This is a genomic window from Exiguobacterium antarcticum DSM 14480 (assembly GCF_000685865.1).
GTDB lineage: Bacteria > Bacillota > Bacilli > Exiguobacteriales > Exiguobacteriaceae > Exiguobacterium_A > Exiguobacterium_A antarcticum.
Genome location: NZ_JMKS01000006.1, coordinates 196,301 through 218,352, shown reverse-complemented (window position 1 = coordinate 218,352; position 22,052 = coordinate 196,301). Strand labels below are relative to the sequence as shown.

The window sequence follows — 22,052 nt, the reverse complement described above, 5'->3', positions numbered from 1 at the left end:
TTCTTGTGTCACGTTCGTTAGGATGAAAGAGAATTTTCAATCACAGGAGGAAAACAATGATTCGACAAGCCACCGTAGAAGACGTCCCGCAGATTGCGGTGTTACTGAAAGAAAAGGCCGAATTGCTGAAGGAACGGGGAAGTCGGCAATGGTCCGCGTATCTTGAGGCGGATTTGCCGGCACTCGTGCAACGCGATTTAGCCGCCGGAAGACTGTTTGTATTTGAGCAGGACACGGCATTGATGGGTTCCGTTGCGTTATTACCTTCACTCGAATGGGATCAAACGTTATGGGATGATCGGGAAGGGTTATACATCCACCGGCTCGTCGTCCGAGATGCCGCCAAAGGACGTGGCGTCGGAAAACAACTGTTGCGACACGTCATGGCCGTGGCGACAGCAGAAGAGGAGCGGCTGCGCCTGGATTGTCTGGCGACAAACGAATTTTTGAATGCGTATTACGCTTCGTTTGGATTTACGGCAAAAGGAATCCGTGACGGTTTTTCGACATATGAGCATGAGCAGCTTGCTGTCGCGGATGAAAGGGTCATTTAGATAAGACAAGTGATAGATGCTTTGGTATGGTTAGAGAAAGAATTATTCGAGGAGTGATCAGATGCGACTTCAGATTGGTTTTATCGGTTTCGGAAAAAGTACGACCCGTTATCATCTGCCTTATGTCATGATCGAGGACACCTTTGACGTGACTTGGATCTATAACAGAAAATCAAAACCAGACTTAGAAACAACCTATGCCAAGAAACTTCCGGACGTTCAGTTCACGACGGATCTCGATCAGATGCTAAACGACCAAAATCTGCAAGTCGTCGTCATCAATACACCTCCGGCGACACATTTCAGCTATGCCCTGCGAGCGTTACAGCACGGAAAACATGTCCTTGTCGAAAAACCGTTCACGGTGACAGAACAGGAGACGATTCAATTGTTTGAAGAAGCGCATCAGCAGGGTGTGAAATTATTAGCGTACCAAAATCGCCGTTTTGATAGCGATTTCCAGGTCATCGAACAAGTCATCCGTTCGGGGAAGCTGGGTCGACTCGTCGAGGTCGTTTCCCATTTTGACCTCTACCGACCCGAAGTGGCTCCGGCGATCGCGCAAAAAGAAAATGGGGCACTGTATGGTCTTGGCGTGCACACGATTGATCAGATCGTCGCATTGTTCGGGAAACCGGAACGTGTCGCTTATGACATTCGAACGGTTCGCTTGGCAGGGAACCCAGACGATGCCTTTGCACTTGATTTTTATTACCCTGACCTGAAAGTCAGTGTCCGGACGAGTTACGTCGCTTTAGCCGGTGCACCACGTTGGATGGTCCACGGGACGAATGGAACGTTCATCAAGCAGCATATCGATCGGCAAGAACTTGATCTCAAAGCCAATTATTTCCCTGGAGAAGAAGGGTTTGGTGAAGACTCCGAAGATGATTACGGTCGTTTGTTGTACCATGATCGGCATGGTCACTTGCAGGATGTCCGCATTCCAAGTCCGGTCGGGGATTACGGTAAACTGTATCGTGCTTTTTACGACAGCATCGTAAACGATACCCCATTGCCCGTTTCGGAAGAAGAAACAAAACTGGTCGCTCATTTGATGGAACAAGGGTTTTCTCACCCGTCTCCGTTTATTTTGGAGATTAAAAAATGAATTTTTTTCGATATCAATATAATTACATCTCAGTAATCTGTCTATACAGAGCTGAGATTTTTTGTTATAAAGGAAAAGATATCACAATTTTTCAGAATTTTCTTATGAAGTATTGATTATTATTTCAAAAAGATGGGAAAAAATGTGTATACTAATAGAAATAAGGGGGTTCATCATGAAAAAAATCATTACGTCCTTCATCATCGCGGGTGTGTTGATCGGCTTATTCAGTCCATCACTCATCGCAGAAGCCGCCACGAAGTTGACGGTGACGACGGATGTCTTGCGTGTTCGTGAAAAACCATCGACGACAAGCAAGATTCTTGGAAACATCACGAAAGGTGCCGTCTACACGTCAAACGGAACGTCAGGCAGTTGGTATAAAATCACTTATAAATCAACAACCGGTTACATACACAAAGATTATGTCCGGACATCGACGACATCGAAATATACATCGACAGGAACGCGGTATACGACCGTCGGGACGCTGAACGTCAGAACCGGTCCAAGCACGACATCCAAAACGGTCACACAACTGAATAAAGGCATCAAAGTGGCTTCGTACGGAACAAGCGGCAGCTGGACACGTATTTTATACAACGGCAGCTACCGCTATGTATCGACACAGTATTTGACGAAAACCGCTCCAAGCAGTACGACGAAACAATTAAACGTGCCGTATTACAATCAGTACACATTGGGATATCCATCTGGTTGCGAGTTCGTTTCCTTGAAAATGGCACTCGAATACAAGAAACAAGCAGTCTCTGCCTCTTCTTTATATAACCAGATGCCAAAAAGCATGAAAAACGCGACTTACAAAAACGGAAAATATTACTGGGCAGATCCGGAAAAAATGTTCACGGGAAATCCTGCTGGAACACTGGATTACTACAAAAACTGGGGAATCTATCCAAAAGGAATCTTACCGTTGGCGAAAAAATATCGCAGTGGTGCAGCTGACATCTCCAAACAAGGCGTCAGCAAAATCGAAAGCGAAATCCGCAACGGGAACCCCGTCATCGTTTGGGCGACGGTTGATTTCAAAAACCCATACGGCTACTTCTCATGGATCAAGCCGGACGGTAAAACGTTTACCGGTTACCGGAACTACCACGTCATGTTAGTGACGGGTGTCTCGAGTAGTGCGTTTACTGTGTCGGATCCATACCGTGGCAAATACACGGTCAGCCGTTCACAATTTACATCGGTCTACAACACGACAGGACAATATGCATTATCCGTCCGTTGATCCATCAACAGGCGCAACCACCGGTGAAGCGGCATGCTTCACCGGTTTTTTTCATTGGACATCGACGTTACAGATTTTCCGAAAATGGGAATCAGTTAAAAATGGTGTAAAATAATGACAAGGTTTCAATTCCTTTTGAAAGGACCGGTGAGAAGATGGATGAAACACGTTTGGAACAGCTCGAACAAGAAGTCGAACGGTTAAAGGCGCGTCTCGATCAGTTGGAACAACGATCAGCAGCCGTCCCTGAACCCGCTTCTTCCGTCACCCGTCCGAAAGTCCGACCCGCGTTCGTTAAAAAAGGACGGTCGACGGCCGTTCAGCCAAAGCGGACGCGCGACGAGTGGGAGCAACTGTTGGCGACGGTCTGGTTACCACGGATTGGTGCGATTTTTGCTGCAATCGGAGCGATCTTTCTTTTTTCCTATGCATCACTCGCTGGATGGATCAGTCCCGCGGTCCGGGTCGGAAGCGGTCTCGTGATCGGCTTACTTGTCATGGCATTAGGTGAGTTTCAGTACGAGAAGAAACGGCGGGAGCTTGGAATCGGACTTGTCGCGACCGGAACGATCGTGTCGTTGTCGGCCTTGTTCGCCGGGATGGCACTGTATGCCTTTTATCCACCACTCCTGGCCTTTTTCCTCGAACTGATTGTCCTTGCCGTCGCCTATGGATTGATGCTGTGGATGCGTTCGAGCGCTTTATTGATCCTTGTATCGATTACGGGATTTTTATTACCTTTTCTGCAATTATCCGACGAACCGGATGTATTTTTATTTTTAGTCTATGAAGTCGTGTTGTTTACGGCCTTGTTCGTCGCGGTCGTGCGATTAAAGGCGGTTAAAGCCTATCCCTTTTCGGCGGGAATGTTGTTCCTTGCGTTGTTGTTTAGTTGCATCACCGTCAGCGTAGAAGTACGCCCGGTGCTCGACGAGGTCAGTTTAGTTTGTGCCGCACTTATCGCCTATCTCGGAACGGCCTATGTCGGGCGACGTCTCGCCCTTTCCAAAAATTATCCGAGTTGGCTTGCCGGACTATTCGTCCTGATCAGTCTGTATGTTGTCGAGTGGTCGTTCGTCTATGGTCTGTCGCTCGTATTTGCGGTTGTCGCGTATGTTGTCGCCAACGGGACGAAGGATGCCTGGCAAAACGGAGTGGGGCACCTTGCCCTCGTGTTTACGATTCATCAGCTTCCCGTTGCGGCAGACAGCCTGTCCGATCAATTCCGTTCCATCCTGTATGCCCTTGTCTTAATCGGACTCTGGTTCGTCAAACGTCAGCAAGTGCCATATCAACGATGGATCGGCATCGCCGTCTATCTTCTCTTTATTCTGAAGACACTGGCCGATTACGAAGTCGACCCATGGAATGGCCGATCGTATGCCGTGATGGTGTTTGGTCTTGCTTTGGCGACGGCGGGATTGGTTTATCTCCTCGTTCGGACGCATCAGGAGCACGAATGGACAAAGTATTGGAAAATCGTGTTGACTTGTGCAGCTGCAGGGGTTTTCATCACCTACACGTTAATCGTGATGGAACTGCCGTTTTATGCGAACCTCGATCAGACCGATCGAAGTACAACCTTGTCCGTCGCCTATATCCTGCTTGCATTTGTCCTGGTTGCGATTGGTCGCATCCGGACGTCTGCTGCCTGGCGTTTGTCCGGACTGTTGTTATTATCCGTCAGTGCGCTCAAACTGCTTTTGTTTGATTTATCGTTTTTGTCCTTGATTCAAAAAGCCTTTGTCTTCATCGGTTTTGGAATCGTCGCCTTCATCATTTCGCGAACCTACTTCAAGAAACGTCCATCTTGATGAGATCTAACTTCTTCGCCTCTGACCATGTCCGGTTTGTTGGCGAAGATTTTTTTATTGAAAAACATTGATAACGATTATCATTATCGACTATACTGTGTAATGAACTTACTTAATTATCAGGGGGAACTACTTGTGACACATAAAAAAACACTCGCCATCAGCCTATTATCCTTAACAGCGTTACTTGCTGCTTGTAACGAACAACCGACGAAGACGGCATCACCCGCGACAAAGACGGAGGCAGACCCGTTTGAGCAAGTCGTCGCCGATTACCGGACGTATGCGATCGCTGAACTCGATCAGTTCACGGAAAAAACAGAAGCGTTCACGACAGCGGTCAAAGACGGGGACCTCGAACAGGCAAAAGCACTGTATGCACCGGCACGGATGTATTATGAACGGGCGGAACCGATTGCAGAAGTATTCGGAGATCTTGATCCGAAAATCGATGCACGGGAAGGAGACGTCAAGGCATCGGAGTGGGGCGGGTACCACCGGATCGAACAAGGCCTGTTCGAAAAAGGGACAACAAAAGGATACGAAGCCTATGCCGACCAATTGATGAAAGATGTCCATCTCCTGCGAGCAAAAGTCGAGACGGTCGAGGTGACACCGGAACTGCTCGTCACGGGGGCAACCGACTTGCTGAACGAAGTGTCGACGTCAAAGGTCACGGGGGAAGAAGACCGGTATTCGCATACCGACTTGTATGACTTCGCAGCGAACGTCCAAGGGGCAGAAAAAATCTATCAATTGCTCAACCCGTCCTTAACGAAACAAGATGAAGCTCTCTCAGAGGAAATTGCTGCCCGTTTCAAGGATGTCAATGCCTTATTGGAAGCAAAAAAGAAGGGTGACGGGTATGTCCTTTATACCGAATTATCCAAAGCAGATGTCAAACAATTAAGTCAAGCCATCAACGAGCTAGCAGAACCACTCTCGAAGATGGGCATCGTATTGGAGGGATAAGGATGACTCGAACGGGTTTAGAGGAAGGTGTTACCCGGCGTGACGTTCTGAAAGTCGCTGGCTTAACAGGGATTGGCGCGGCGCTCTACGCAAGCGGGATCGAACGGTTTTTACCACGCGCCTTGACGGCACAAGCGACGGATCAAGTCCCCTTCTACGGAAAGTACCAGGCAGGGATCCTGACGCCTGTTCAGAATCATGTCCAGGTGGTGGCCTTTGATATCCAAACGACGCGGCGTGATGAACTGATCGATCTGTTGCAGCGTTGGACACGGGCCTGTGCCCGGCTGACGGCCGGATTGTCGCTTGGCGAGTCAGACAGCCGGTATGTCCCGCCGGAAGACACAGGAGAAGCAGACGGTCTCTCGGCGAGCCATCTGACCTTTACGTTTGGGTGCGGGATCAGTTTGTTTGCAGACAACCGGTTCGGAATCGCCCATAAACGGCCGGACGCTTTGCGTGAACTGCCCGTGTTTGATTTAGATCAACTCGATGAACGGTGGTCCGGCGGTGATTTGGTCGTGCAGATTTGTGCCGATGACCAACAAGTCGTCTTTCATGCGTTACGGAACTTGACCAGGATCGGTCGGGGGGTCGTCAAGATTCGCTGGACCCAATCCGGATTCCAACGTTCAAAAGCAGCGGATGCGACAGGTGGCACCCCACGAAATCTGTTTGGATTTAAGGACGGGACGGGAAATCCGGATCTGTCTCAAGCAACGGTTCGGGACAAACATTTGTTTTACCAGTGGCGGGATGGATCACCTTGGCTGACAAACGGCAGTTTTCTTGTCGTTCGCCGGATCCAGATGCATCTTGAAGTCTGGGACCGGACGATTTTAAAGGAACAGGAACGGACTTTCGGACGGGAACGGTCGTCTGGTGCACCGCTCGGCTCCAAAAAAGAGTTTGACTCCGTCACACCGAAACAACGTACGGCACACGGAGAAGCCCAACTGCCCAGTGATTCGCATACGGCGGTCGCCCATGGAACAGGCAAAGAACACCTGTTGCGGCGTTCCTATTCCTATCAGGCGGGCATCAATGAGACGACCGGCGCGCTGGATGCCGGTTTGTTATTTCTTTCGTTCCAACGCTCACCGGAACAGTTCAACACGATTCAGAAACGGCTTGCGACATCGGATCGATTGAACGAATACATCACACATCGTGGCAGTGCCTTGTTTGCCTGTTTCGGCGGGATTCAAAAAGGAGGGTATATCGGCGATGCGTTATTTGCTTAACTTTCTGATCGTGTTGCTCTGTTTAGCGGGTACGATGCCGTTTGTCCACGCGGATACGAAAACGGATGACTTGTATGTGTCGATCGGTCAGGCACTGGCTGCGGTCAATGCAAAAGACCGCTCCGCTCTTGATACGTCGATCGCGACGCTTGCGAAACAAGTCGAACAACTGGCTCCCTCTGCCGAAAAAAAGACAATCGAGCAACAACTGGCTCCTTTGCGGCAGGAACAGTCCTTTATGACTGCGGGACAAGCGTTGACAAAGGTGTCGACGGCAGTCCGGGCATTGGAAGAAACCGGACAACCAACAGCTGATCCGACAGCCGAGCAACGCCTGCGTGATTTGTTCAAATGGACGGAACGTTTACGCGAAGCGACGACCGAAACGGAACGGAATCAGCTTCAGTCGGAACTGCTTGCTGCCTGGACGGACCGTGAAGTCGTCGTCCGCGAAAAGAGTATCGGGCATTACGGACAAGTCGAAATGGGACTTTCCGCCATCCGGATTGCTTTAGCGCGCGAGACCGTTGAACAAACGGAACTGAATGGGGCCCTCGAGCAGTTCGATACGAGCATCCGCTCCTTTTTAAAAGGGGATCCGGTGAAAGCAACGAAAAAGACCGGACTGACGGAATTGACCGCATTGTTAGAACAAGCCGATCAAGAGCTCGGCGCACAGGACATCCCGGCGGCGAAACAGACGTTAACGACGTTCATCGAACGCTGGCCAAGCGGGGAAGGGGAAGTCCGGACGCGGAGTAGTGCGCTCTATTCGGCGATCGAAACGGACATCCCGGTGATCGTGTCACGCCTGAGTGAGGAGACGAGTGTCCCAGCTCAAAAACAACTGCGGCAGATCATCGCCTCCTTACAGGTGTTGGAGCAGAAAACGACCTATTCCTTTGTCGACGCGATGTTCGTCATGCTACGAGAAGGGCTGGAAGCATTACTGATCATCAGTGCCCTTGTCGCCTTTACGAGAAAAGCAAAGCTGAACGGAGAACGCTTGATTTGGAGCGGTGCCGTGTTTGGTTTACTGGCAAGCGGGGCACTCGCGATCATCATCCAACACTTCTTTTCGACGGCGTTTGCCGGCATCGGTCGTGAACAAATCGAAGGCTGGACGGGACTTGTCGCTGTCTTGATGATGCTGATCGTCGGTTCATGGTTACATTCGAAGGCGGTCGTCACTTCTCGTCAAAGCCAGCTGGCGACGAGTCTCGCAGGTCGGTCGTTGTTCGCCGTCAGCTTTTTGACGATTTTCCGCGAAGGGGCCGAGACGCTTCTGTTTTATGTCGGAATGGCGCCGGCGATGACAGCCGTTTCCCTGGCGAGTGGCATCCTCTTAGCCATCGGATTGATTGCCCTGGTTTCTGTCGCCGTGATTTATCTCGGGGTCCGCCTCCCGATCAATCGACTGTTCCTGGCGGCAACCTGCCTAATTTATATCATGGCCTTTAAAATCCTGGGGGCAAGCATACATGCCTTGCAATTGACGGGAATCGTCCCGATGCATGTCGTCACCTTCTTGCCGTCAGTTCCGTGGATCGGTTTTTATCCGACTTATGAGACGATGATCCCGCAGATCGGATTGTGTCTCATCATCGGTCTGACCGTCTTTTGGAAACGGCAGGCATCAACCCGGTTACGCAAGGCGGTCTGAACGGTTTTTCAGATTCATGTTTTATTCATTATGTTTCGGGAATAACTTTATATCGAGAGTAGACAGTTGGCTCGCATGAAGGAGAGGAAACAACATGATTGAAACACGAATCGTACGTAACATGACGGCCGTTGATGCCGAAGTGACGAGCTTGAAATCAAGCGGTTATTCGAATAAACAAATTTACATTTTTGCAAAAGACGAAGAGTTAGCGGAACGGATTGCGAATGACACCCAGACGCTTGCTTACCGCGTGACGAAAAAATCATTTTTTGAGACCTTGATGTCGACCGTCCGGAGTAACCGGAAAGACCGGATCGCCCAGTTATCGGAACTCGGGATGACAAAAGATGTCGCGGAAGATCTGGAAGAGGAAGTCCGTCATGGTCGCATCGTCATCGTCGGTTCGAAGTCGGACTTGCTCAACCCGGCATTCGCTGCCTCTTACGTGACGGATGAAGCAACGGATTACGGGGCGGGTGTTCCGAAGCTTGAAGAGGAAGAAACGACGACGACGCTTCCGGCGGATCAAAACGTGAAATTGAATAAAAAATGATTAAAAAAACCGGGGGATTAGACTGACCTAGCAATATGAGACACATATAAAACACCTTGATTAGGCTGCCAGTACACCGTATTTTTTAGGTGTCAGGTAGCCTGATTTTTCTTGGATTCGTTCTTCGTTATAGTAATTTAAGTAATTCATAACTCGTTCATAGACCTCGTGGTCTCTTAGCGAATTGAATTTGACGTACTGGAACTCCTCGGACTTCAAATTTGAGTGGAACGATTCGATGACTGCGTTGTCCCAACAGTTTCCTCTACGAGACATGCTGCTTGTTAGATGGTTCTTCTGGACGAAATCTTGAAAGGCATATGACGTATAGACACTTCCTTGGTCTGAATGAATGATGACCCCCTCGGGGTGGTTTCGATTCTCAAGCGCTATCTTTAACGTATCGATAACGAGAGGCGTCTGTTGGTGCTCGTATAATTTGTAGGCGATGATCTCGTTATTGAATAAGTCCATGATGGTTGAAAGATATTTCGTCGTGCTGCCGTATTGGATATAGGTGATATCCGTCACCCACTTCTGATTCGGTTTACTTGCTGTGAAGTCACGCTCGAGAAGATCAGGTGCCGTTATGATGCGCTCACCTTGAGACTTCCATCTTCGCTTGGGCTTGATCCGACATTGAAGATGGTGTTTTTGCATGATTTTCTGTACGGTATTCCGATTGGCTTTTAATCGATAGATTTGCTGTAATAATGCCTTTATTTTCCGATGTCCATTCCGATACTTCGTCTGTTTACTTAGTTCGATGATGGCATTTTCTAGCACCGAAGGTGCTTCCACAGATCCTTTAATCCAACGGTAATAGTTTGCTCTTGGTACATTCAAAGCGCTAAGAATGGCGGTGATTGTATACTTTCCCCGAAGAAACTCTACAATTTTTATGACTATTTCTTTTTCAACTCTCTTTCGATCTCCATGTACTTTTTTAAGATTTCGTTTTCCATCTTCAGATGAGACAGTTGTCGCTCTCTCTTGTCATCCTCACTCACAGAATCAGGACCATGCCCATAGCTATATTGTTTTCCAATCGGCTGATCAAATCGATAATGTTGGTTAGAACGATACCATTTCATCCATGTTTTGATTTGAGATTCATTTTTGATTCCGTACTTCTCCATGATCTCTTTCGTTGTTAACTCACCACTCAGCTTATCTTTGACTACTGCCCATTTCACTTCACTTGAATATACGTTTTTGCCCATGCAAAAACACCTCCGATGTTAGTACTTTTTAAAAGTGTACCACTCCGAAGGTGTTTTATATTGTCTCAAAATTTTAGGTTAGCCCATTAGGCTGCCAGTACACCGTATTTTTTAGGTGTCAGGTAGCCTGATTTTTCTTGGATTCGTTCTTCGTTATAGTAATTTAAGTAATTCATAACTCGTTCATAGACCTCGTGGTCTCTTAGCGAATTGAATTTGACGTACTGGAACTCCTCGGACTTCAAATTTGAGTGGAACGATTCGATGACTGCGTTGTCCCAACAGTTTCCTCTACGAGACATGCTGCTTGTTAGATGGTTCTTCTGGACGAAATCTTGAAAGGCATATGACGTATAGACACTTCCTTGGTCTGAATGAATGATGACCCCCTCGGGGTGGTTTCGATTCTCAAGCGCTACCTTTAACGTATCGATAACGAGAGGCGTTTGTTGGTGCTCGTATAATTTGTAGGCAATGATCTCGTTATTGAATAAGTCCATGATGGTTGAAAGATATTTCGTCGTGCTGCCGTATTGGATATAGGTGATATCCGTCACCCACTTCTGATTCGGTTTACTTGCTGTGAAGTCACGCTTGAGAAGATCAGGTGCCGTTATGATGCGCTCACCTTGAGACTTCCATCTTCGCTTGGGCTTGATCCGACATTGAAGATGGTGTTTTTGCATGATTTTCTGTACGGTATTCCGATTGACTTTTAATCGATAGATTTGCTGTAATAATGCCTTTATTTTCCGATGGCCATTCCGATACTTCGTCTGTTTACTTAGTTCGATGATGGCTTTTTCTAGCACCGAAGGTGCTTCCACAGATCCTTTAATCCAACGGTAATAGTTTGCTCTTGGTACATTCAAAGCGTTAAGAATGGCGGTGATTGTATACTTTTCCCGAAGAAACTCTACAATTTTTATGACTACTTCTTTTTCAACTCTCTTTCGATCTCCATGTACTTTTTTAAGATTTCGTTTTCCATCTTCAGATGAGACAGTTGTCGTTCTCTCTTGTCATCCTCACTCACAGAATCAGAACCATGCCCATAGGTATATTGTTTTCCAATCGGCTGATCAAATCGATAATGTTGGTTAGAACGATACCATTTCATCCATGTTTTGATTTGAGATTCATTTTTGATTCCGTACTTCTCCATGATCTCTTCGTTGTTAACTCACCACTCAGCTTATCTTTGACTACTGCCCATTTCACTTCACTTGAATATACGTTTTTGCCCATGCAAAAACACCTCCGATGTTAGTACTTTTTAAAAGTGTACCACTCCGAAGGTGTTTTATATTGTCTCAAAATTTTAGGTTAGCCCAGATTGCATGATGCGTCCTCCGGTTTTTACGTGTTTATTCGGATGTCGCACAATTCCTTAAAACGAATTTTTTGATGTAAGCCCGTTGATGTCTGCACTTCGACCATCTCACGTTGATGCAACAAGGCGGAAATGGTTCCAGTCAAGACGGTGGACTTCCCATGGCGCACATACTCGATCGTCATCTGTCGTCCACTACGGATCGCTTCTTCTAATGTCTTCCATAAAGTAACTTTTTGAAAGGGCAGTGATGAAGCCGATTCTCTTTGGTACAGATGTTCCAACTGCAAAATATGATGTCGCGTCGTTCGTTGCCGCCATTTTCGGACGGTTCTTTTTTTCGACTGTAACACGGTCAGGCCTCCTCCGATGGAATCGTCGTCTACTAAACCGTTGCTCCAAAAATATTCCCTGTTTGATTTGGGAATAAACACTGTTTTTACGAAGGGAAAAGCAGCGGAACGAACAGGATGATCCGAGTGGTTTTGAATGTGTCATTTGCGGAAAAAGACTAGAAGTACGCCAGGAACAGAGGAGGAAATGTCTGATGGAACGAAGTACATTAATCGCACTTGAAAAACATATATATGCCATTCACGTCGAGTTGGATGGTCTTGCCCGCATAATCACGAAACAACTGTTGCATCTGAGTCAAGTCGCAGGGTCGGTCGAACACTTTCGACGCATGAGCTTTGACCTCTATAAAAAGCGCGAAACCTTGGACCGGGTTTCTCCCCAAACGTTGTATGAGACGGCCCTCGATTATGAAGATTTTTTAGACGAAGAATTTGACGATGTCCCCGCATCATGGGCACTGTCACAAGATGAAGCGGAAGCCCTGGATCAGTTATGGTGGTTCGAATTTTTCCGGATTCAAGCCGAGATGGAAGACTGGTTAAGTTTATACCTGATTCGCCGGATTCGTGAGGACATTCGGTATGTCCCGCCGGTCATTGAAAAAAATGCCTATGCACTCTCCGATGATGCCCGACAAGTCTTTTGGCGTCTGTTGCAACGCTCTGTCGCGAAACCCTCTTCCAAAATCAAGGCGAACCAGCTGTCTTGCCGGATGGGAATCGCCGAGATTGCGCGTTACGCACGTTTTAACTTGGAGCGGACACGCCTAGCCATCGAGGAACTGACGGCGCGCGGCATCATCTCGATCGAGGAAGAGGATGAAAAGTTGAAGCTTCGTGTCCGCTTACAAGTGATTTAATGATTTAAGGAAATGAACCGTTCGATCATCCGTTCGTCCCGACGAGCGGATGGTCCGATCCAAATCAAATGCCCTGGACTTTTGGACTCCAGGAACTGGGCATGGGCAATCGCACGACGTGCATACAGGGCGTGTTCAAACGGAACGGCCCGGTCGGATTTCGAATGGACGATCAAGACGGGGCACGTGACGGTCTGTAAGATTTGGCGATCGATGTGTTGGGTCAAATCAAACAGGACACCGCGACCGGGACCATTTTGAAGTCCGACTTGATACAACAGTTCTTGATCGGTCCCATTCAATTGGCTTCTTATATCGTCACGTCGGAGCAGGCTGGTCATCTCGACCATCCGGACGGACGCCTCCTCAGGGAATTTGACCAGCTTGTCCTTGACGTAGTTCCACAAGACCCACTGGATGAGTTGCAGGGGTCGTTGGAGTGCCGGCTGAATGAGCCAGGTCTGGTATGGAAGTGAGATTTGATGTGTCATCGCACAGGCCAGGACAAGGGAACGGACGGCGGGATTGTTGCCCGCTAACGCGATTGCCGTCGGTCCTCCAGCCGAGATGCCGTAAACGGTGTAACGGGTGATCTGACGTGACGCCATCCAGCCTCGATAAAACGTAGCCAGTTCTGTTGGAGACGCCGCTAGTTGGAGCGGCGTTTTCCCATATCCGGGTCGGGACGGAACGATGACGCGATACCCTGCCTCGATCAATCGTTCGACGTGATAAACTTCCCGGTAATCGGACTGTGTTCCGTGAATCAGCAGGATGACGGGACCCGTCCCGCTATCGCGGTAATCAAATTGTTGGTCGTTCCAATCGGCGATCTGTCGCATCCAAATTCTCCTATCTCTTAAATATTTCCAAATTATTGTTAATATTGTTTCCTATTTAAGGTATAATCCAATTATAATCAAACATCTTAGAGATAGGAAATGAGGATGCCCCGTGCCAAATGGAAAATTATCCAATCGTGATCGGTTATTGGCGGTTCGAGACATTTTTGAACAACACTCGGACGAAGAAAAGACATTGACCTTAGAAGCATTGAGTACGGAACTTTCAAAACGTGGTTTGATTGAAAAGCTATCCCGAAAATCCTTAAAAGAGGATATCGCCGCTCTCGCTAAATCAGGATTCGACATCATTGCGGAAGAGACTAAAAATGGATTGGCGATTCCGTACCATCTTGTCAGTCGTCCATTTGAGTACCACCATCTCCGTTTGCTCGTCGACGCGATCGCCAGTGCCAAGTTCATTTCTGAAAGTGAGACGGAGACGCTCGTTCGGAATATCCACTCCTTGACGAGCAGACGTCTGGCAGAAACGTTGAAACCCGTCATCCATACGGTCAAGAAACCAAAAGGTGTGATTCCGTTTTCGATTGATACGATTCAAAAAGCCATCATCGAACAGGACATCATCCGTTTTCAGTACCAAGGAAAGTTCAACGAACGGACACGGAAGTTTGAGCTGCGTAAAGACGGCGATTATTATTTCGTGACCCCGGCTCATCTGATTGTCGACAATGGGAACTACTATTTGATTGGCCGTGATGAACGGGTCGATCAAATCCGGACGTACCGGGTCGACCGGATCGTCAACTGCAGTGTATTTGAACCTGCGCAGACACCGGTCGAGGTGGAAGCGACTTACTTAAGCAGTATGTTCAATATGTATGGAGGCGAACAGGAACAATTGACGCTGAAGTTTCATGAACGGGTCATGCCGACCGTAGTGGATCGTTTCGGGACGGATATCCGTTGTCGTCGCCTCGAGGACGACTGGTTCGAAGTGAAGGTCAGTGCACTGTTCTCGCAAGGGTTCATGATGTGGTTGATTCAGTTCGCAGAACAAGCGGAAATCCTTGAACCGGTCGCTTGTCGGGAAGCGTTCAAGAACAAAGTCTTGGAGCTGTCGAAAGTCTACCAGGCACCGGCCGCCGTCAATGGATGAAGGCACAAAAACGTTTGATACGACAAAAAGAGATCTTGTCCGAGACAGGATAAGATCTCTTTTTGTCGTTTTTTGTCGTATATTCATATTTGAATATTTTTAGCGCGTTTTTCCGACTACCATTAAGGATATCTTATTCTTCTCGTAGGAGGGACCTCATGCAACATATGGAAAAACCACGGATGGGAAGCGTGATTGCGGGGTTATCATACCTCTTCTTTATCTGTCTGTCCTATACATCTTGGTATTTATTATCGATTTTTGCCTTTAATTTCATTTTTAGTGCCGAGTTATTAATGTCAATGGATCTTGTCGTGTTCGGTTTCAGTCCGTTGTTTGCGTTAGCTATCACGATGTTTTCGTTGAAGCTGCTCAAACGTCACAGTCGACCAAAATTCGCGCCGTACATATTGATCGTGTATAGCATCTCGACGAGTGTGTTGATTTATTATTCCGTTCTCTATTCGATCCTGCCCCGGATTTAACGATGCTTGCATGGTCCCGTCTTTTGGAATATGCTACGTGTATAGTATTAGCATGCATTGGAGGAGGGATACGATGAATACACAGTATATCCTGGACTGGATGCCACTTGTGCTTCCGGTCGCTGCCATCGTCTTTATTGTCATCATTGCGCGAAAAGCGTCCAAGATTGATTCCAAATAAAACAAGAAGGTGTTCCTTTATGGGAGCACCTTCTTGTTTGTTCAGCGTTCGATTTGTTCACGGACGTATTTTCGAAACAGTTGAATGTCGTAAGCCGGTTCACTGCGGCTGAATTCGATTCCATCAAGAAGCCGCGCATGATACATTGCTTCCGGAAACTCGATGCGGATCAGCCACTCGACTGTTGTTTCGTCGGGGCGTCGTGGAAAGGCTTGTTCGAGTTGCGAGGCGATTTTCAGAAGCGGATGGTGGCTGTGTTTTTTGACCGGCGCGGGCCGGATCTGTGCCGGTACACGCACTGTCTGTTCCGATTCCAGTGCGACGACGCGTCGTTTTCGGATCAGATAAAACGTCAGACAGACGGCGACGAGCGCAAGGATCGCACCGATGAGATTTAGATAAAACCACGTATCCGGATTGACAGTCGCAGGCTGAAGCGCTTGTTGCGGCGCTACATTGGACAAGTCGGTCGGATTACTTTGCGTTTTTTGATCGATTTGTTCTGCGAGCGGTAAGGTCCAGGTGAAGAACGAACCAAAGGCTTCAAGTGCAGGACGTGTCAGATTGGCGACAGAACCAAACAGTGCTTCTTTGATCAAGCGGACAAAAACGACCAACAGCCAGCTCACACCTATAAAAAGGGACAGTCCGGATACGATTCGTCGCCATTCGACGAGATGTTGTTTCAAGAACGGAATCGTCCATAAAAGCCCCAGTACGAGATAGGCACCGATGGGCGGGGTGATGCCGGGCAACAGAAGACACAGCCCTACGAGGACACTGCCGCTGATCGCATACCGGTATGGATGATCGATGGTCTCTAGCCAAGCGCCAAGTGCGGTCACGAGTACTAACAGAATACTGATGGTAGGAGACACTAGGAAAAGACTAATGGCTGCTACGAGTTGGAGAATGATTCGAATCGTTCGCGCCGGGATTGCGGCAAGTAACGGAAACATCAGGACGGCCAACAGCGGTGCGTGTAACAGGCTGACCACGAGAAGCCACCAGAGAATCATCATGCACTCACCCCCTTAGGGCGATGACCGAGATGAATTTCGGCAGTCGTCGAAGGAACGGTCCGCTGAAGACGTTTCGTGAAGTAGCGGCGTTCAAGCGGCAGATCGTATTCTGATATCCGCGCCAAACATTCCATCGTCCGGAGAAATTGTGCTTTTCCTTTACCGGACGGGACATGGTACCATTGTCCATCGCGGTTGACCATCGAAATCCACAGGCTGTACGACGCCCCTTGTTTTTCGAGTTCGCGGATGATCATGGCAGCACGGGACAACAATTTTTCGAAGTCTCCCCGTAAGGCACGTCCGTCGGCAGACAACCCATCGATGATGACGGCATAATCATGGTTACGCATCCGGTCATACTGATAAGAATACAGTTCGCCCGTCTTAGCATACGCAGACCAATAAATGGTTTTGGCGTCTCCTGCATAAGGGACGACGGAATGAAAACTTGACCGGTCGGTAAACGGGCTCGACCGATCAATCGTCTCCCCCGGGATCTGACGTTCATTCCATTCGACGGATGCGGGAGCAAAGTCCGGGAACACATGACCAAGTTGTTGGATCGGAAGCGTGATGTAGAGCGTCATCAGATGAAACGGGTCCGAAATCATGACGTCAAACGATTGAATCCGGATCGTTCCACGCCGTGCCGCCGTAACGTCGATGTGGAAGGGGATCCGGGCATGACGCGGGACGTAGACATGTTGACGCCAAAATTGACTGCTCGCATCCTCGATTCGAACTTGTTCGCCAAGAAGCCCGGAAACCGTCACTTTCCCAAGCGAGAAACGGGTCGGATTGTCCATCTCAAATGGAATGACGAACACGTCATCGCGAAATGCCCGGACCGTTTCGACCAGTCGGACGCTCAAGCGTGCACCGAGGTACTCGAGATACTTGGGGAAAAGGTAACCATAAAGCGTATAGGCGACTAAGAGGCTCGCCAGTAAGATCGAGCCGTATAACGTACAGAGGACAGCGGCGACGCCGGTCCAAAACAACAACATCGGGTGAAAGGATTTAGGTGTGATCAGCTGCATGGTTACACCTCGGTCGGAACGGTCAAGGATTCCAAGGTTTGTTGGACCAGTCGGCCATTGGTCATCTTCAAAGTCGCTTCGAGCGTCAGGACAAGGCGGTGTGCCAGTAACGGCGATGCCAGTTGCTTGATATCTTCGGGGGTGACATAGGTCCGGTCCTGCATCCAGGCACGTGCTTTCGCCGCTTTAAGAAGCGCAAGCGTCGCCCGTGGGCTTGGACCGATTTCAACGTCGCGATGCGCACGGAGGGCATCACAGACGTCGAGAAGGTAATCTTCCACGGTCTCCTCGATCGTGACGGCTAAAACTTCCTCCTTCCACGTGTTGAGTTGTTCAAGCGGGATTTGGAGTGACGTTGGTTGCAGATGTGCACCTTGTAGCAAGGCTTTTTCACTCCGTCGATCGAGCGGGGCAAACGATAATTTAAACAAAAAGCGATCGAGTTGAGCATGGGGAAGAGGGAACGTCCCTTGCCCGTCAAACGGATTTTGTGTCGCAATCACCAAAAAGTGTTGCGGTAACGTATACGAAGTGTCTCCAATCGTCACTTGGGCTTCCCCCATCGCTTCAAGTAAGGCGGACTGTGTCCGCGGCGTCGTCCGGTTGATCTCATCGACGAGAACGATGTTTGCAAACAGGGGACCAAACCGTTGTTCGAACGACCCGGTCAACGGATTGAACAATTCCATTCCGAGCAGATCGGTCGGTAATGTATCGGCTGTGCATTGGACACGTGAAAACTTGGCATCGAGCGTGTTGGCAAGTGATTTGGCAAGGGTCGTCTTTCCGGTACCGGGCCGGTCTTCCAGCAAGACATGACCTTCTGACAATAAACCAATCAAAAGATGATCTATGACATGTTCTTGTCCGAGGACCGATTGCTTTAAGTTCGTTCGTAATTGTTGGAACATGGATAAATCCCCCTTTTTGTTTCGTATTCCTAAAGTTTACGAAAATTCAGATAAAATCGCCAGTAATTTGAGTCGTTTTTTAAATAATTACCATTTCCTGATCGGTGCAAGCAAAATCGATTCAATCGCTCCAATCAAAACGCCCCTGACGATGGATACCGGCAGGGGCGTTCAAATCAATCTTCAAATAATTCATCCATTAAGCCGTCAATTTCTTGTCGGCGGTTGTTCGTTTCATCCCGCAGAATCCGAATTGAGCGGCCACGCCATTCTAACCAGTCCCCGATCGCCGCAGCTTGCGGTAACCGGTCGCGTGCGATTTGGATCGTTTCACGTGTATCGGTTTCACAAATCGCAAGTTCGCCGTCAAACTCTGTCAATGTCATCTTCATAGTGTGTTTCTCCCTTTACTCCGGGCGTAAGTCCGGCCGACTCTTGACGTCAATCTGCATCCCGTTTGAGGTGTACTGGACGGTGCCCATCCGGTCCGTCCGGTCAACCGTGATGCTCTCTGCTGCCAGTGCATTCATGACGGTTGGTCGCGGATGGCGGTAAGCATTGCCTTCGCCAACCGAAATCAAGGCACGTTTAGGATGGACGGCTTGCAGAAAAGGAATCGAAGACGAAGTATCTGCCCCGTGGTGACCAATCTTCAAGATATCTGCCTTTACATCGATTCCGGACGCCAGCAAATCCTGTTCCGTCCGAACCGGTGCGTCTCCCATGAAGAGAAACGTGTTGTCGACGTGGCTCATGCGAACGACGGCACTCCAACTGTTTAAATCACTTGTCCCGTCCTGAAGCGGGGCAAGTATGGCAAGGTTAACCGATTGACTCGGTATCGTCACACCGGCTTTTGCCGTCTTGATCGTCACGCCTTCTCGTTTGACCGCGAGTAAAAAGTCCCGGTAGGTCTCCGTCGTATGATTAATACGGGGCGCGTAGACCTGTTCGACTTCAAACGCATCGAGGACGGTATCGAGCCCGCCGATATGATCGGCATCGGGATGGGTCGCGATGAGCGCGGTCAGACGGGTAACACCCAGTGTTCTCAAGTAGCGGACGACATCATCTCCTTTGCCGTTGTTGCCGCCATCAATCAAAATCGTCTCTGTTTTCGTCTGAATGAACGTGCTGTCGCCCTGACCGACATCAAATCCGTAGACGATCACCTCGCTTGTTGGTGCTGTCTGGTTGCGCTGTTCTTCGTCGCGTGTCATATAAAAAACAACGATCAACCCAAGAACAAGCAGGAGGGTAGCCCCCCATTTCATGACCGCACCTCCCGTTTCTCGAACAGGTATAGCATGCCGTTGCGCGGATGACCGAAACGTGGTCCGACATAACCGCGTTTTTTCAGAGCCGTCCGCATTAAAATCATCATACCGCCGTGTCCGACAAGTAAAACCCGGTCGTGTTCGCCTTGCTCGAACGTCAATTGATTCAGCAGGACGGTAATCCGTTGATTGGCATCTTTGATTTCTGCCTGAATCCGTTTACTGAAGGGGGCGACCAGCCGTCCAATCAAGGCCCACGCGAGAAACGGCAGACGAATCCGGGAGCGGATCGTCGGAAAAGGGACCTCGCGTAATAGGTCGGTTACGATGATGTCTTCCGAATAGACGCTTTTCGCCGTCTGGACGGCGCGCGGCATGCTACTGACATAACAGAGTGTCCAATCGATGTTACCGAGCTCGACCGGTTGGACGTCGATGGTCGAGACATCATATCGTTCAATCCAGGCCTCGATGTCGGCTGCGCTGATCCAACCTTTTGTCGGATAACCTTCCGTTACCCGGTGGTGTCTGACTAATCCAATCTGTTTCATAGCTTGCGACGGTTTCTTGTTTCAAGCAACCGTTCCACCTCTCTTTCTATCTCTCGTCATCATAAAGCGATGCGGATCGCCATGCCACATAGCAAGGCGCCAAGAATACTAAGTAAACTGCCGATGATATAATATTCCGCAAATCGGCGGTCGTCAAACTGTTTGAAGCGGGCGAGTGCCTTCAAGGCGATGATGAAGCCGATTGCTCCCGTCGCATTGACGGCGACGAGACAGACGATGATGGCTCGTTCGACCAGTCCGATGTACCGTCCGACCCCATTGATTTCCGTCGTGTAACTGCGGGCGGAGTCTTCGACCTCATGGGTGACGGAACGCTTCAGACCATCCAATTGTTCCTTCCGGGTGACTTTCCGTTCAAAATGTGATTCGATCAAGCGGGGGGCAAACGGCGCAAGGAGTGGGGCGATTCCTCGTCCAATCAGTTCCGTCGCGACCAGTCCCCAGACCACGATCCATAATATTTGATCCAGTAACGTAAATGATGTGGGCCAGTCGATACCTGTCACATAGAGTACGAGTCCGGTCACGATACCGATATGGAGCAATTGATCGATCCAGAACGCAAGTGCCGGATGCAGGATTCGCTTCAGTGGCGAGCCGTCGAGGAACAGATGTGTCAAAACGATTCCACCGCCGATCAGTGCGGCATCCGTTCCAGTGAGGTGCCCGAGCGCATACAACAGACCAAGAACGATACTGTTACCGATGCTATGTATGCTGATGTGTGCCAGTAATACGCGGAATTGGCGCTGTTTCGACTTGGCCATTCGTTTGCTTTGAAGGGGAAAATCGGCTAACAGATGAACGAGCAGTAAACTTAATAATAAGGTCATCCGATGGCCTCCCAGACTTGCAGTTGTTTCAGGGCATCGACCAGTGCCTTTTCTAAACGTTTACGCTGTTTACGTTGCGAACGGGCAACAAGTTTCGCGACATTCATCCGGGCATCTTTTTCCTGAAAGCCCATCTTCAAGCCAATTTCCTCATAAGTTGCGTCCGGATATTGATCCATCAGCCGATGGAGCTCGATTTGCCGGTCCGTTTTTCCGAAGTACGCGGGATACAACATCTCGATATAACCGTTCAGCAGGGCGGTCGGCAAATACGGGGGGCCGCTGAACGCAATCTGATTGGGGGTCTGTTTGGCGGCTTCCTGGGCTTCGAAAGCAAAAATAACGGCACTCCCGTTGGCTTCATCGGCTTGCGTCGTCGATAATGTCTCGTATTGACCAAAACCAATTCCGATGTAACCTGTAAGCGGTTGATGCAAAAGCATCAGCGCAAGCGGATAACTGACCTGGTATTCGTTGAAGACACCAAGCAAACTGTCACCGGACTTGACCTGAAATGGGACAAGCGCTTCAGGAAATGCTTGATTCAATTGATCTGCCAGCATGCGCAAATCCGTTAATAATTGCTCTTTACTCGGATAGGCCCGTGAATTTTGAATATCGAATGAGACGGCGACCGCTTGCATAAACATCCTCCTTTGTTACCGTTAATACGGTTACTTATTCGATGTTACTGATTTAAAGGTAACAAATCAATTGTTACTGTATATAGAGTAACAGGGGAGCAAACCAAAAACCAAGAACAATCCAAAAAATTTTATTTTTTTCTTTAAGTTGACATAACATATATTATCAATAGTTATTAAT

General features: G+C 48.8%; 22 protein-coding genes and 1 pseudogene. 11 read left to right on the top strand and 12 right to left on the bottom strand.

Going from position 1 to position 22,052, the window contains the following annotated elements:
- Window positions 1–56 precede the first annotated feature (56 nt).
- The 8 genes from P404_RS0116805 (at window position 57) to P404_RS0116765 (ending at window position 9,169) form a co-directional block, all read left to right on the top strand.
- Window positions 57–554 carry a GNAT family N-acetyltransferase gene (locus P404_RS0116805; RefSeq protein WP_026831445.1) on the top strand — a complete coding sequence of 166 codons (498 nt, stop codon included), beginning with the start codon at window positions 57–59 and terminating at the stop codon, window positions 552–554.
- A 61-nt stretch (window positions 555–615) separates the two neighbouring features.
- Window positions 616–1,665, top strand: coding sequence for an oxidoreductase (locus P404_RS0116800; protein WP_014970462.1), 1,050 nt, complete (start codon window positions 616–618; stop codon window positions 1,663–1,665).
- A 175-nt stretch (window positions 1,666–1,840) separates the two neighbouring features.
- Complete coding sequence (locus P404_RS0116790) at window positions 1,841–2,920, top strand: SH3 domain-containing protein (RefSeq protein ID WP_026831444.1); 1,080 nt, start codon at window positions 1,841–1,843, stop codon at window positions 2,918–2,920.
- Window positions 2,921–3,075: 155 nt separating this feature from the next.
- On the top strand, window positions 3,076–4,734 hold the full coding sequence (locus P404_RS0116785; protein ID WP_026831443.1) for a DUF2339 domain-containing protein: 1,659 nt from the start codon (window positions 3,076–3,078) through the stop codon (window positions 4,732–4,734).
- 135 nt (window positions 4,735–4,869) lie between these two features.
- On the top strand, window positions 4,870–5,706 hold the full coding sequence (gene efeO / locus P404_RS0116780) for an iron uptake system protein EfeO (protein WP_026831442.1): 837 nt from the start codon (window positions 4,870–4,872) through the stop codon (window positions 5,704–5,706).
- 2 nt (window positions 5,707–5,708) lie between these two features.
- Window positions 5,709–6,950, top strand: a complete 1,242-nt coding sequence (efeB, locus tag P404_RS0116775) for an iron uptake transporter deferrochelatase/peroxidase subunit (protein WP_014970458.1) — start codon at window positions 5,709–5,711, stop codon at window positions 6,948–6,950.
- Window positions 6,934–8,613, top strand: a complete 1,680-nt coding sequence (locus tag P404_RS0116770) for an FTR1 family iron permease (RefSeq protein WP_026831441.1) — start codon at window positions 6,934–6,936, stop codon at window positions 8,611–8,613. Before efeB ends, P404_RS0116770 begins: the two co-directional genes overlap by 17 nt.
- A gap of 94 nt (window positions 8,614–8,707) precedes the next feature.
- Window positions 8,708–9,169, top strand: a complete 462-nt coding sequence (locus tag P404_RS0116765) for a YflT domain-containing protein (protein ID WP_026831440.1) — start codon at window positions 8,708–8,710, stop codon at window positions 9,167–9,169.
- Window positions 9,170–9,229: 60 nt separating this feature from the next.
- Here the strand turns inward: P404_RS0116765 and P404_RS0116760 are convergent.
- The 3 genes and pseudogenes from P404_RS0116760 to P404_RS0116740 form a co-directional block, all read right to left on the bottom strand.
- Window positions 9,230–10,392 (bottom strand): IS3 family transposase gene (locus tag P404_RS0116760; RefSeq protein WP_420864603.1). Its coding sequence is split into 2 segments (ribosomal slippage): window positions 9,230–10,116 and window positions 10,116–10,392, totalling 1,164 coding nucleotides; the frame shifts between segments, so codons are not numbered across the junction.
- An 86-nt stretch (window positions 10,393–10,478) separates the two neighbouring features.
- Window positions 10,479–11,640, bottom strand: a pseudogene (locus P404_RS18445) (IS3 family transposase).
- 111 nt (window positions 11,641–11,751) lie between these two features.
- Window positions 11,752–12,078, bottom strand: coding sequence for a YolD-like family protein (locus P404_RS0116740; protein WP_014970455.1), 327 nt, complete (start codon window positions 12,076–12,078; stop codon window positions 11,752–11,754).
- A gap of 194 nt (window positions 12,079–12,272) precedes the next feature.
- Here P404_RS0116740 and P404_RS0116735 point away from each other — a divergent pair, with 194 nt between their 5' ends.
- Window positions 12,273–12,941 carry a hypothetical protein gene (locus P404_RS0116735; protein ID WP_014970454.1) on the top strand — a complete coding sequence of 223 codons (669 nt, stop codon included), beginning with the start codon at window positions 12,273–12,275 and terminating at the stop codon, window positions 12,939–12,941.
- On the opposite strand, the gene P404_RS0116730 is transcribed toward P404_RS0116735, so the two are convergent.
- Entirely contained in the window at window positions 12,938–13,783 is an 846-nt protein-coding gene (locus P404_RS0116730) for an alpha/beta fold hydrolase (protein WP_026831436.1), read from the bottom strand. The two genes, P404_RS0116735 and P404_RS0116730, sit on opposite strands and share 4 nt — an antisense overlap.
- 112 nt (window positions 13,784–13,895) lie before the next feature.
- Here P404_RS0116730 and P404_RS0116725 point away from each other — a divergent pair, with 112 nt between their 5' ends.
- Together P404_RS0116725 and P404_RS0116720 are read left to right on the top strand one after the other, a co-directional pair.
- Window positions 13,896–14,903: a helix-turn-helix transcriptional regulator gene (locus tag P404_RS0116725; protein WP_026831435.1), complete on the top strand. Its 1,008-nt coding sequence runs from the start codon at window positions 13,896–13,898 to the stop codon at window positions 14,901–14,903.
- 158 nt (window positions 14,904–15,061) lie between these two features.
- Window positions 15,062–15,388 (top strand): hypothetical protein, encoded by a 327-nt coding sequence (locus P404_RS0116720; RefSeq protein WP_014970451.1) that lies wholly within the window; start codon window positions 15,062–15,064, stop codon window positions 15,386–15,388.
- Between the two features lie 222 nt (window positions 15,389–15,610).
- Here P404_RS0116720 and P404_RS0116710 read toward each other — a convergent pair whose 3' ends face one another.
- From P404_RS0116710 to P404_RS0116675, 8 genes are all read right to left on the bottom strand, one after another.
- Window positions 15,611–16,591, bottom strand: coding sequence for a hypothetical protein (locus tag P404_RS0116710; RefSeq protein ID WP_236624452.1), 981 nt, complete (start codon window positions 16,589–16,591; stop codon window positions 15,611–15,613).
- Window positions 16,588–17,634 carry a DUF58 domain-containing protein gene (locus P404_RS0116705; protein WP_026831433.1) on the bottom strand — a complete coding sequence of 349 codons (1,047 nt, stop codon included), beginning with the start codon at window positions 17,632–17,634 and terminating at the stop codon, window positions 16,588–16,590. The genes P404_RS0116710 and P404_RS0116705 overlap by 4 nt, the downstream gene beginning before the upstream one ends.
- A gap of 2 nt (window positions 17,635–17,636) precedes the next feature.
- On the bottom strand, window positions 17,637–18,545 hold the full coding sequence (locus P404_RS0116700) for an AAA family ATPase (RefSeq protein WP_026831432.1): 909 nt from the start codon (window positions 18,543–18,545) through the stop codon (window positions 17,637–17,639).
- Between the two features lie 176 nt (window positions 18,546–18,721).
- Window positions 18,722–18,937 (bottom strand): DUF3006 domain-containing protein, encoded by a 216-nt coding sequence (locus tag P404_RS0116695; protein WP_026831431.1) that lies wholly within the window; start codon window positions 18,935–18,937, stop codon window positions 18,722–18,724.
- Window positions 18,938–18,952: 15 nt separating this feature from the next.
- The gene (locus P404_RS0116690) at window positions 18,953–19,819 is read right to left on the bottom strand and encodes a ComEC/Rec2 family competence protein (RefSeq protein ID WP_026831430.1); all 867 of its coding nucleotides are present in this window, start codon (window positions 19,817–19,819) and stop codon (window positions 18,953–18,955) included.
- Window positions 19,816–20,373, bottom strand: coding sequence for a histidine phosphatase family protein (locus P404_RS0116685; RefSeq protein ID WP_026831429.1), 558 nt, complete (start codon window positions 20,371–20,373; stop codon window positions 19,816–19,818). Before P404_RS0116685 ends, P404_RS0116690 begins: the two co-directional genes overlap by 4 nt.
- Window positions 20,374–20,432: 59 nt before the next feature.
- Window positions 20,433–21,227, bottom strand: a complete 795-nt coding sequence (locus P404_RS0116680) for a DUF3307 domain-containing protein (protein ID WP_014970444.1) — start codon at window positions 21,225–21,227, stop codon at window positions 20,433–20,435.
- Complete coding sequence (locus tag P404_RS0116675) at window positions 21,224–21,871, bottom strand: hypothetical protein (protein ID WP_026831428.1); 648 nt, start codon at window positions 21,869–21,871, stop codon at window positions 21,224–21,226. The genes P404_RS0116680 and P404_RS0116675 overlap by 4 nt, the downstream gene beginning before the upstream one ends.
- Between the last annotated feature and the right edge of the window lie 181 nt (window positions 21,872–22,052).

Excerpts from the sequence above, each read along its gene's own strand:
- P404_RS0116785 (WP_026831443.1), top strand. The coding sequence starts at position 3,076 with ATGGATGAAACACGTTTGGAACAGCTCGAACAAGAAGTCGAACGGTTA.
- P404_RS0116710 (WP_236624452.1), bottom strand. The coding sequence starts at position 16,591 with ATGATGATTCTCTGGTGGCTTCTCGTGGTCAGCCTGTTACACGCACCG.
- P404_RS0116705 (WP_026831433.1), bottom strand. The coding sequence starts at position 17,634 with ATGCAGCTGATCACACCTAAATCCTTTCACCCGATGTTGTTGTTTTGG.
- P404_RS0116735 (WP_014970454.1), top strand. The coding sequence starts at position 12,273 with ATGGAACGAAGTACATTAATCGCACTTGAAAAACATATATATGCCATT.
- P404_RS0116675 (WP_026831428.1), bottom strand. The coding sequence starts at position 21,871 with ATGCAAGCGGTCGCCGTCTCATTCGATATTCAAAATTCACGGGCCTAT.
- P404_RS0116765 (WP_026831440.1), top strand. The coding sequence starts at position 8,708 with ATGATTGAAACACGAATCGTACGTAACATGACGGCCGTTGATGCCGAA.
- P404_RS0116690 (WP_026831430.1), bottom strand. The coding sequence starts at position 19,819 with ATGAAATGGGGGGCTACCCTCCTGCTTGTTCTTGGGTTGATCGTTGTT.
- P404_RS0116770 (WP_026831441.1), top strand. The coding sequence starts at position 6,934 with ATGCGTTATTTGCTTAACTTTCTGATCGTGTTGCTCTGTTTAGCGGGT.
- P404_RS0116695 (WP_026831431.1), bottom strand. The coding sequence starts at position 18,937 with ATGAAGATGACATTGACAGAGTTTGACGGCGAACTTGCGATTTGTGAA.
- P404_RS0116720 (WP_014970451.1), top strand. The coding sequence starts at position 15,062 with ATGCAACATATGGAAAAACCACGGATGGGAAGCGTGATTGCGGGGTTA.
- P404_RS0116685 (WP_026831429.1), bottom strand. The coding sequence starts at position 20,373 with ATGAAACAGATTGGATTAGTCAGACACCACCGGGTAACGGAAGGTTAT.
- P404_RS0116805 (WP_026831445.1), top strand. The coding sequence starts at position 57 with ATGATTCGACAAGCCACCGTAGAAGACGTCCCGCAGATTGCGGTGTTA.
- P404_RS0116700 (WP_026831432.1), bottom strand. The coding sequence starts at position 18,545 with ATGTTCCAACAATTACGAACGAACTTAAAGCAATCGGTCCTCGGACAA.
- efeB (WP_014970458.1), top strand. The coding sequence starts at position 5,709 with ATGACTCGAACGGGTTTAGAGGAAGGTGTTACCCGGCGTGACGTTCTG.
- P404_RS0116730 (WP_026831436.1), bottom strand. The coding sequence starts at position 13,783 with ATGCGACAGATCGCCGATTGGAACGACCAACAATTTGATTACCGCGAT.
- P404_RS0116800 (WP_014970462.1), top strand. The coding sequence starts at position 616 with ATGCGACTTCAGATTGGTTTTATCGGTTTCGGAAAAAGTACGACCCGT.
- P404_RS0116790 (WP_026831444.1), top strand. The coding sequence starts at position 1,841 with ATGAAAAAAATCATTACGTCCTTCATCATCGCGGGTGTGTTGATCGGC.
- P404_RS0116680 (WP_014970444.1), bottom strand. The coding sequence starts at position 21,227 with ATGACCTTATTATTAAGTTTACTGCTCGTTCATCTGTTAGCCGATTTT.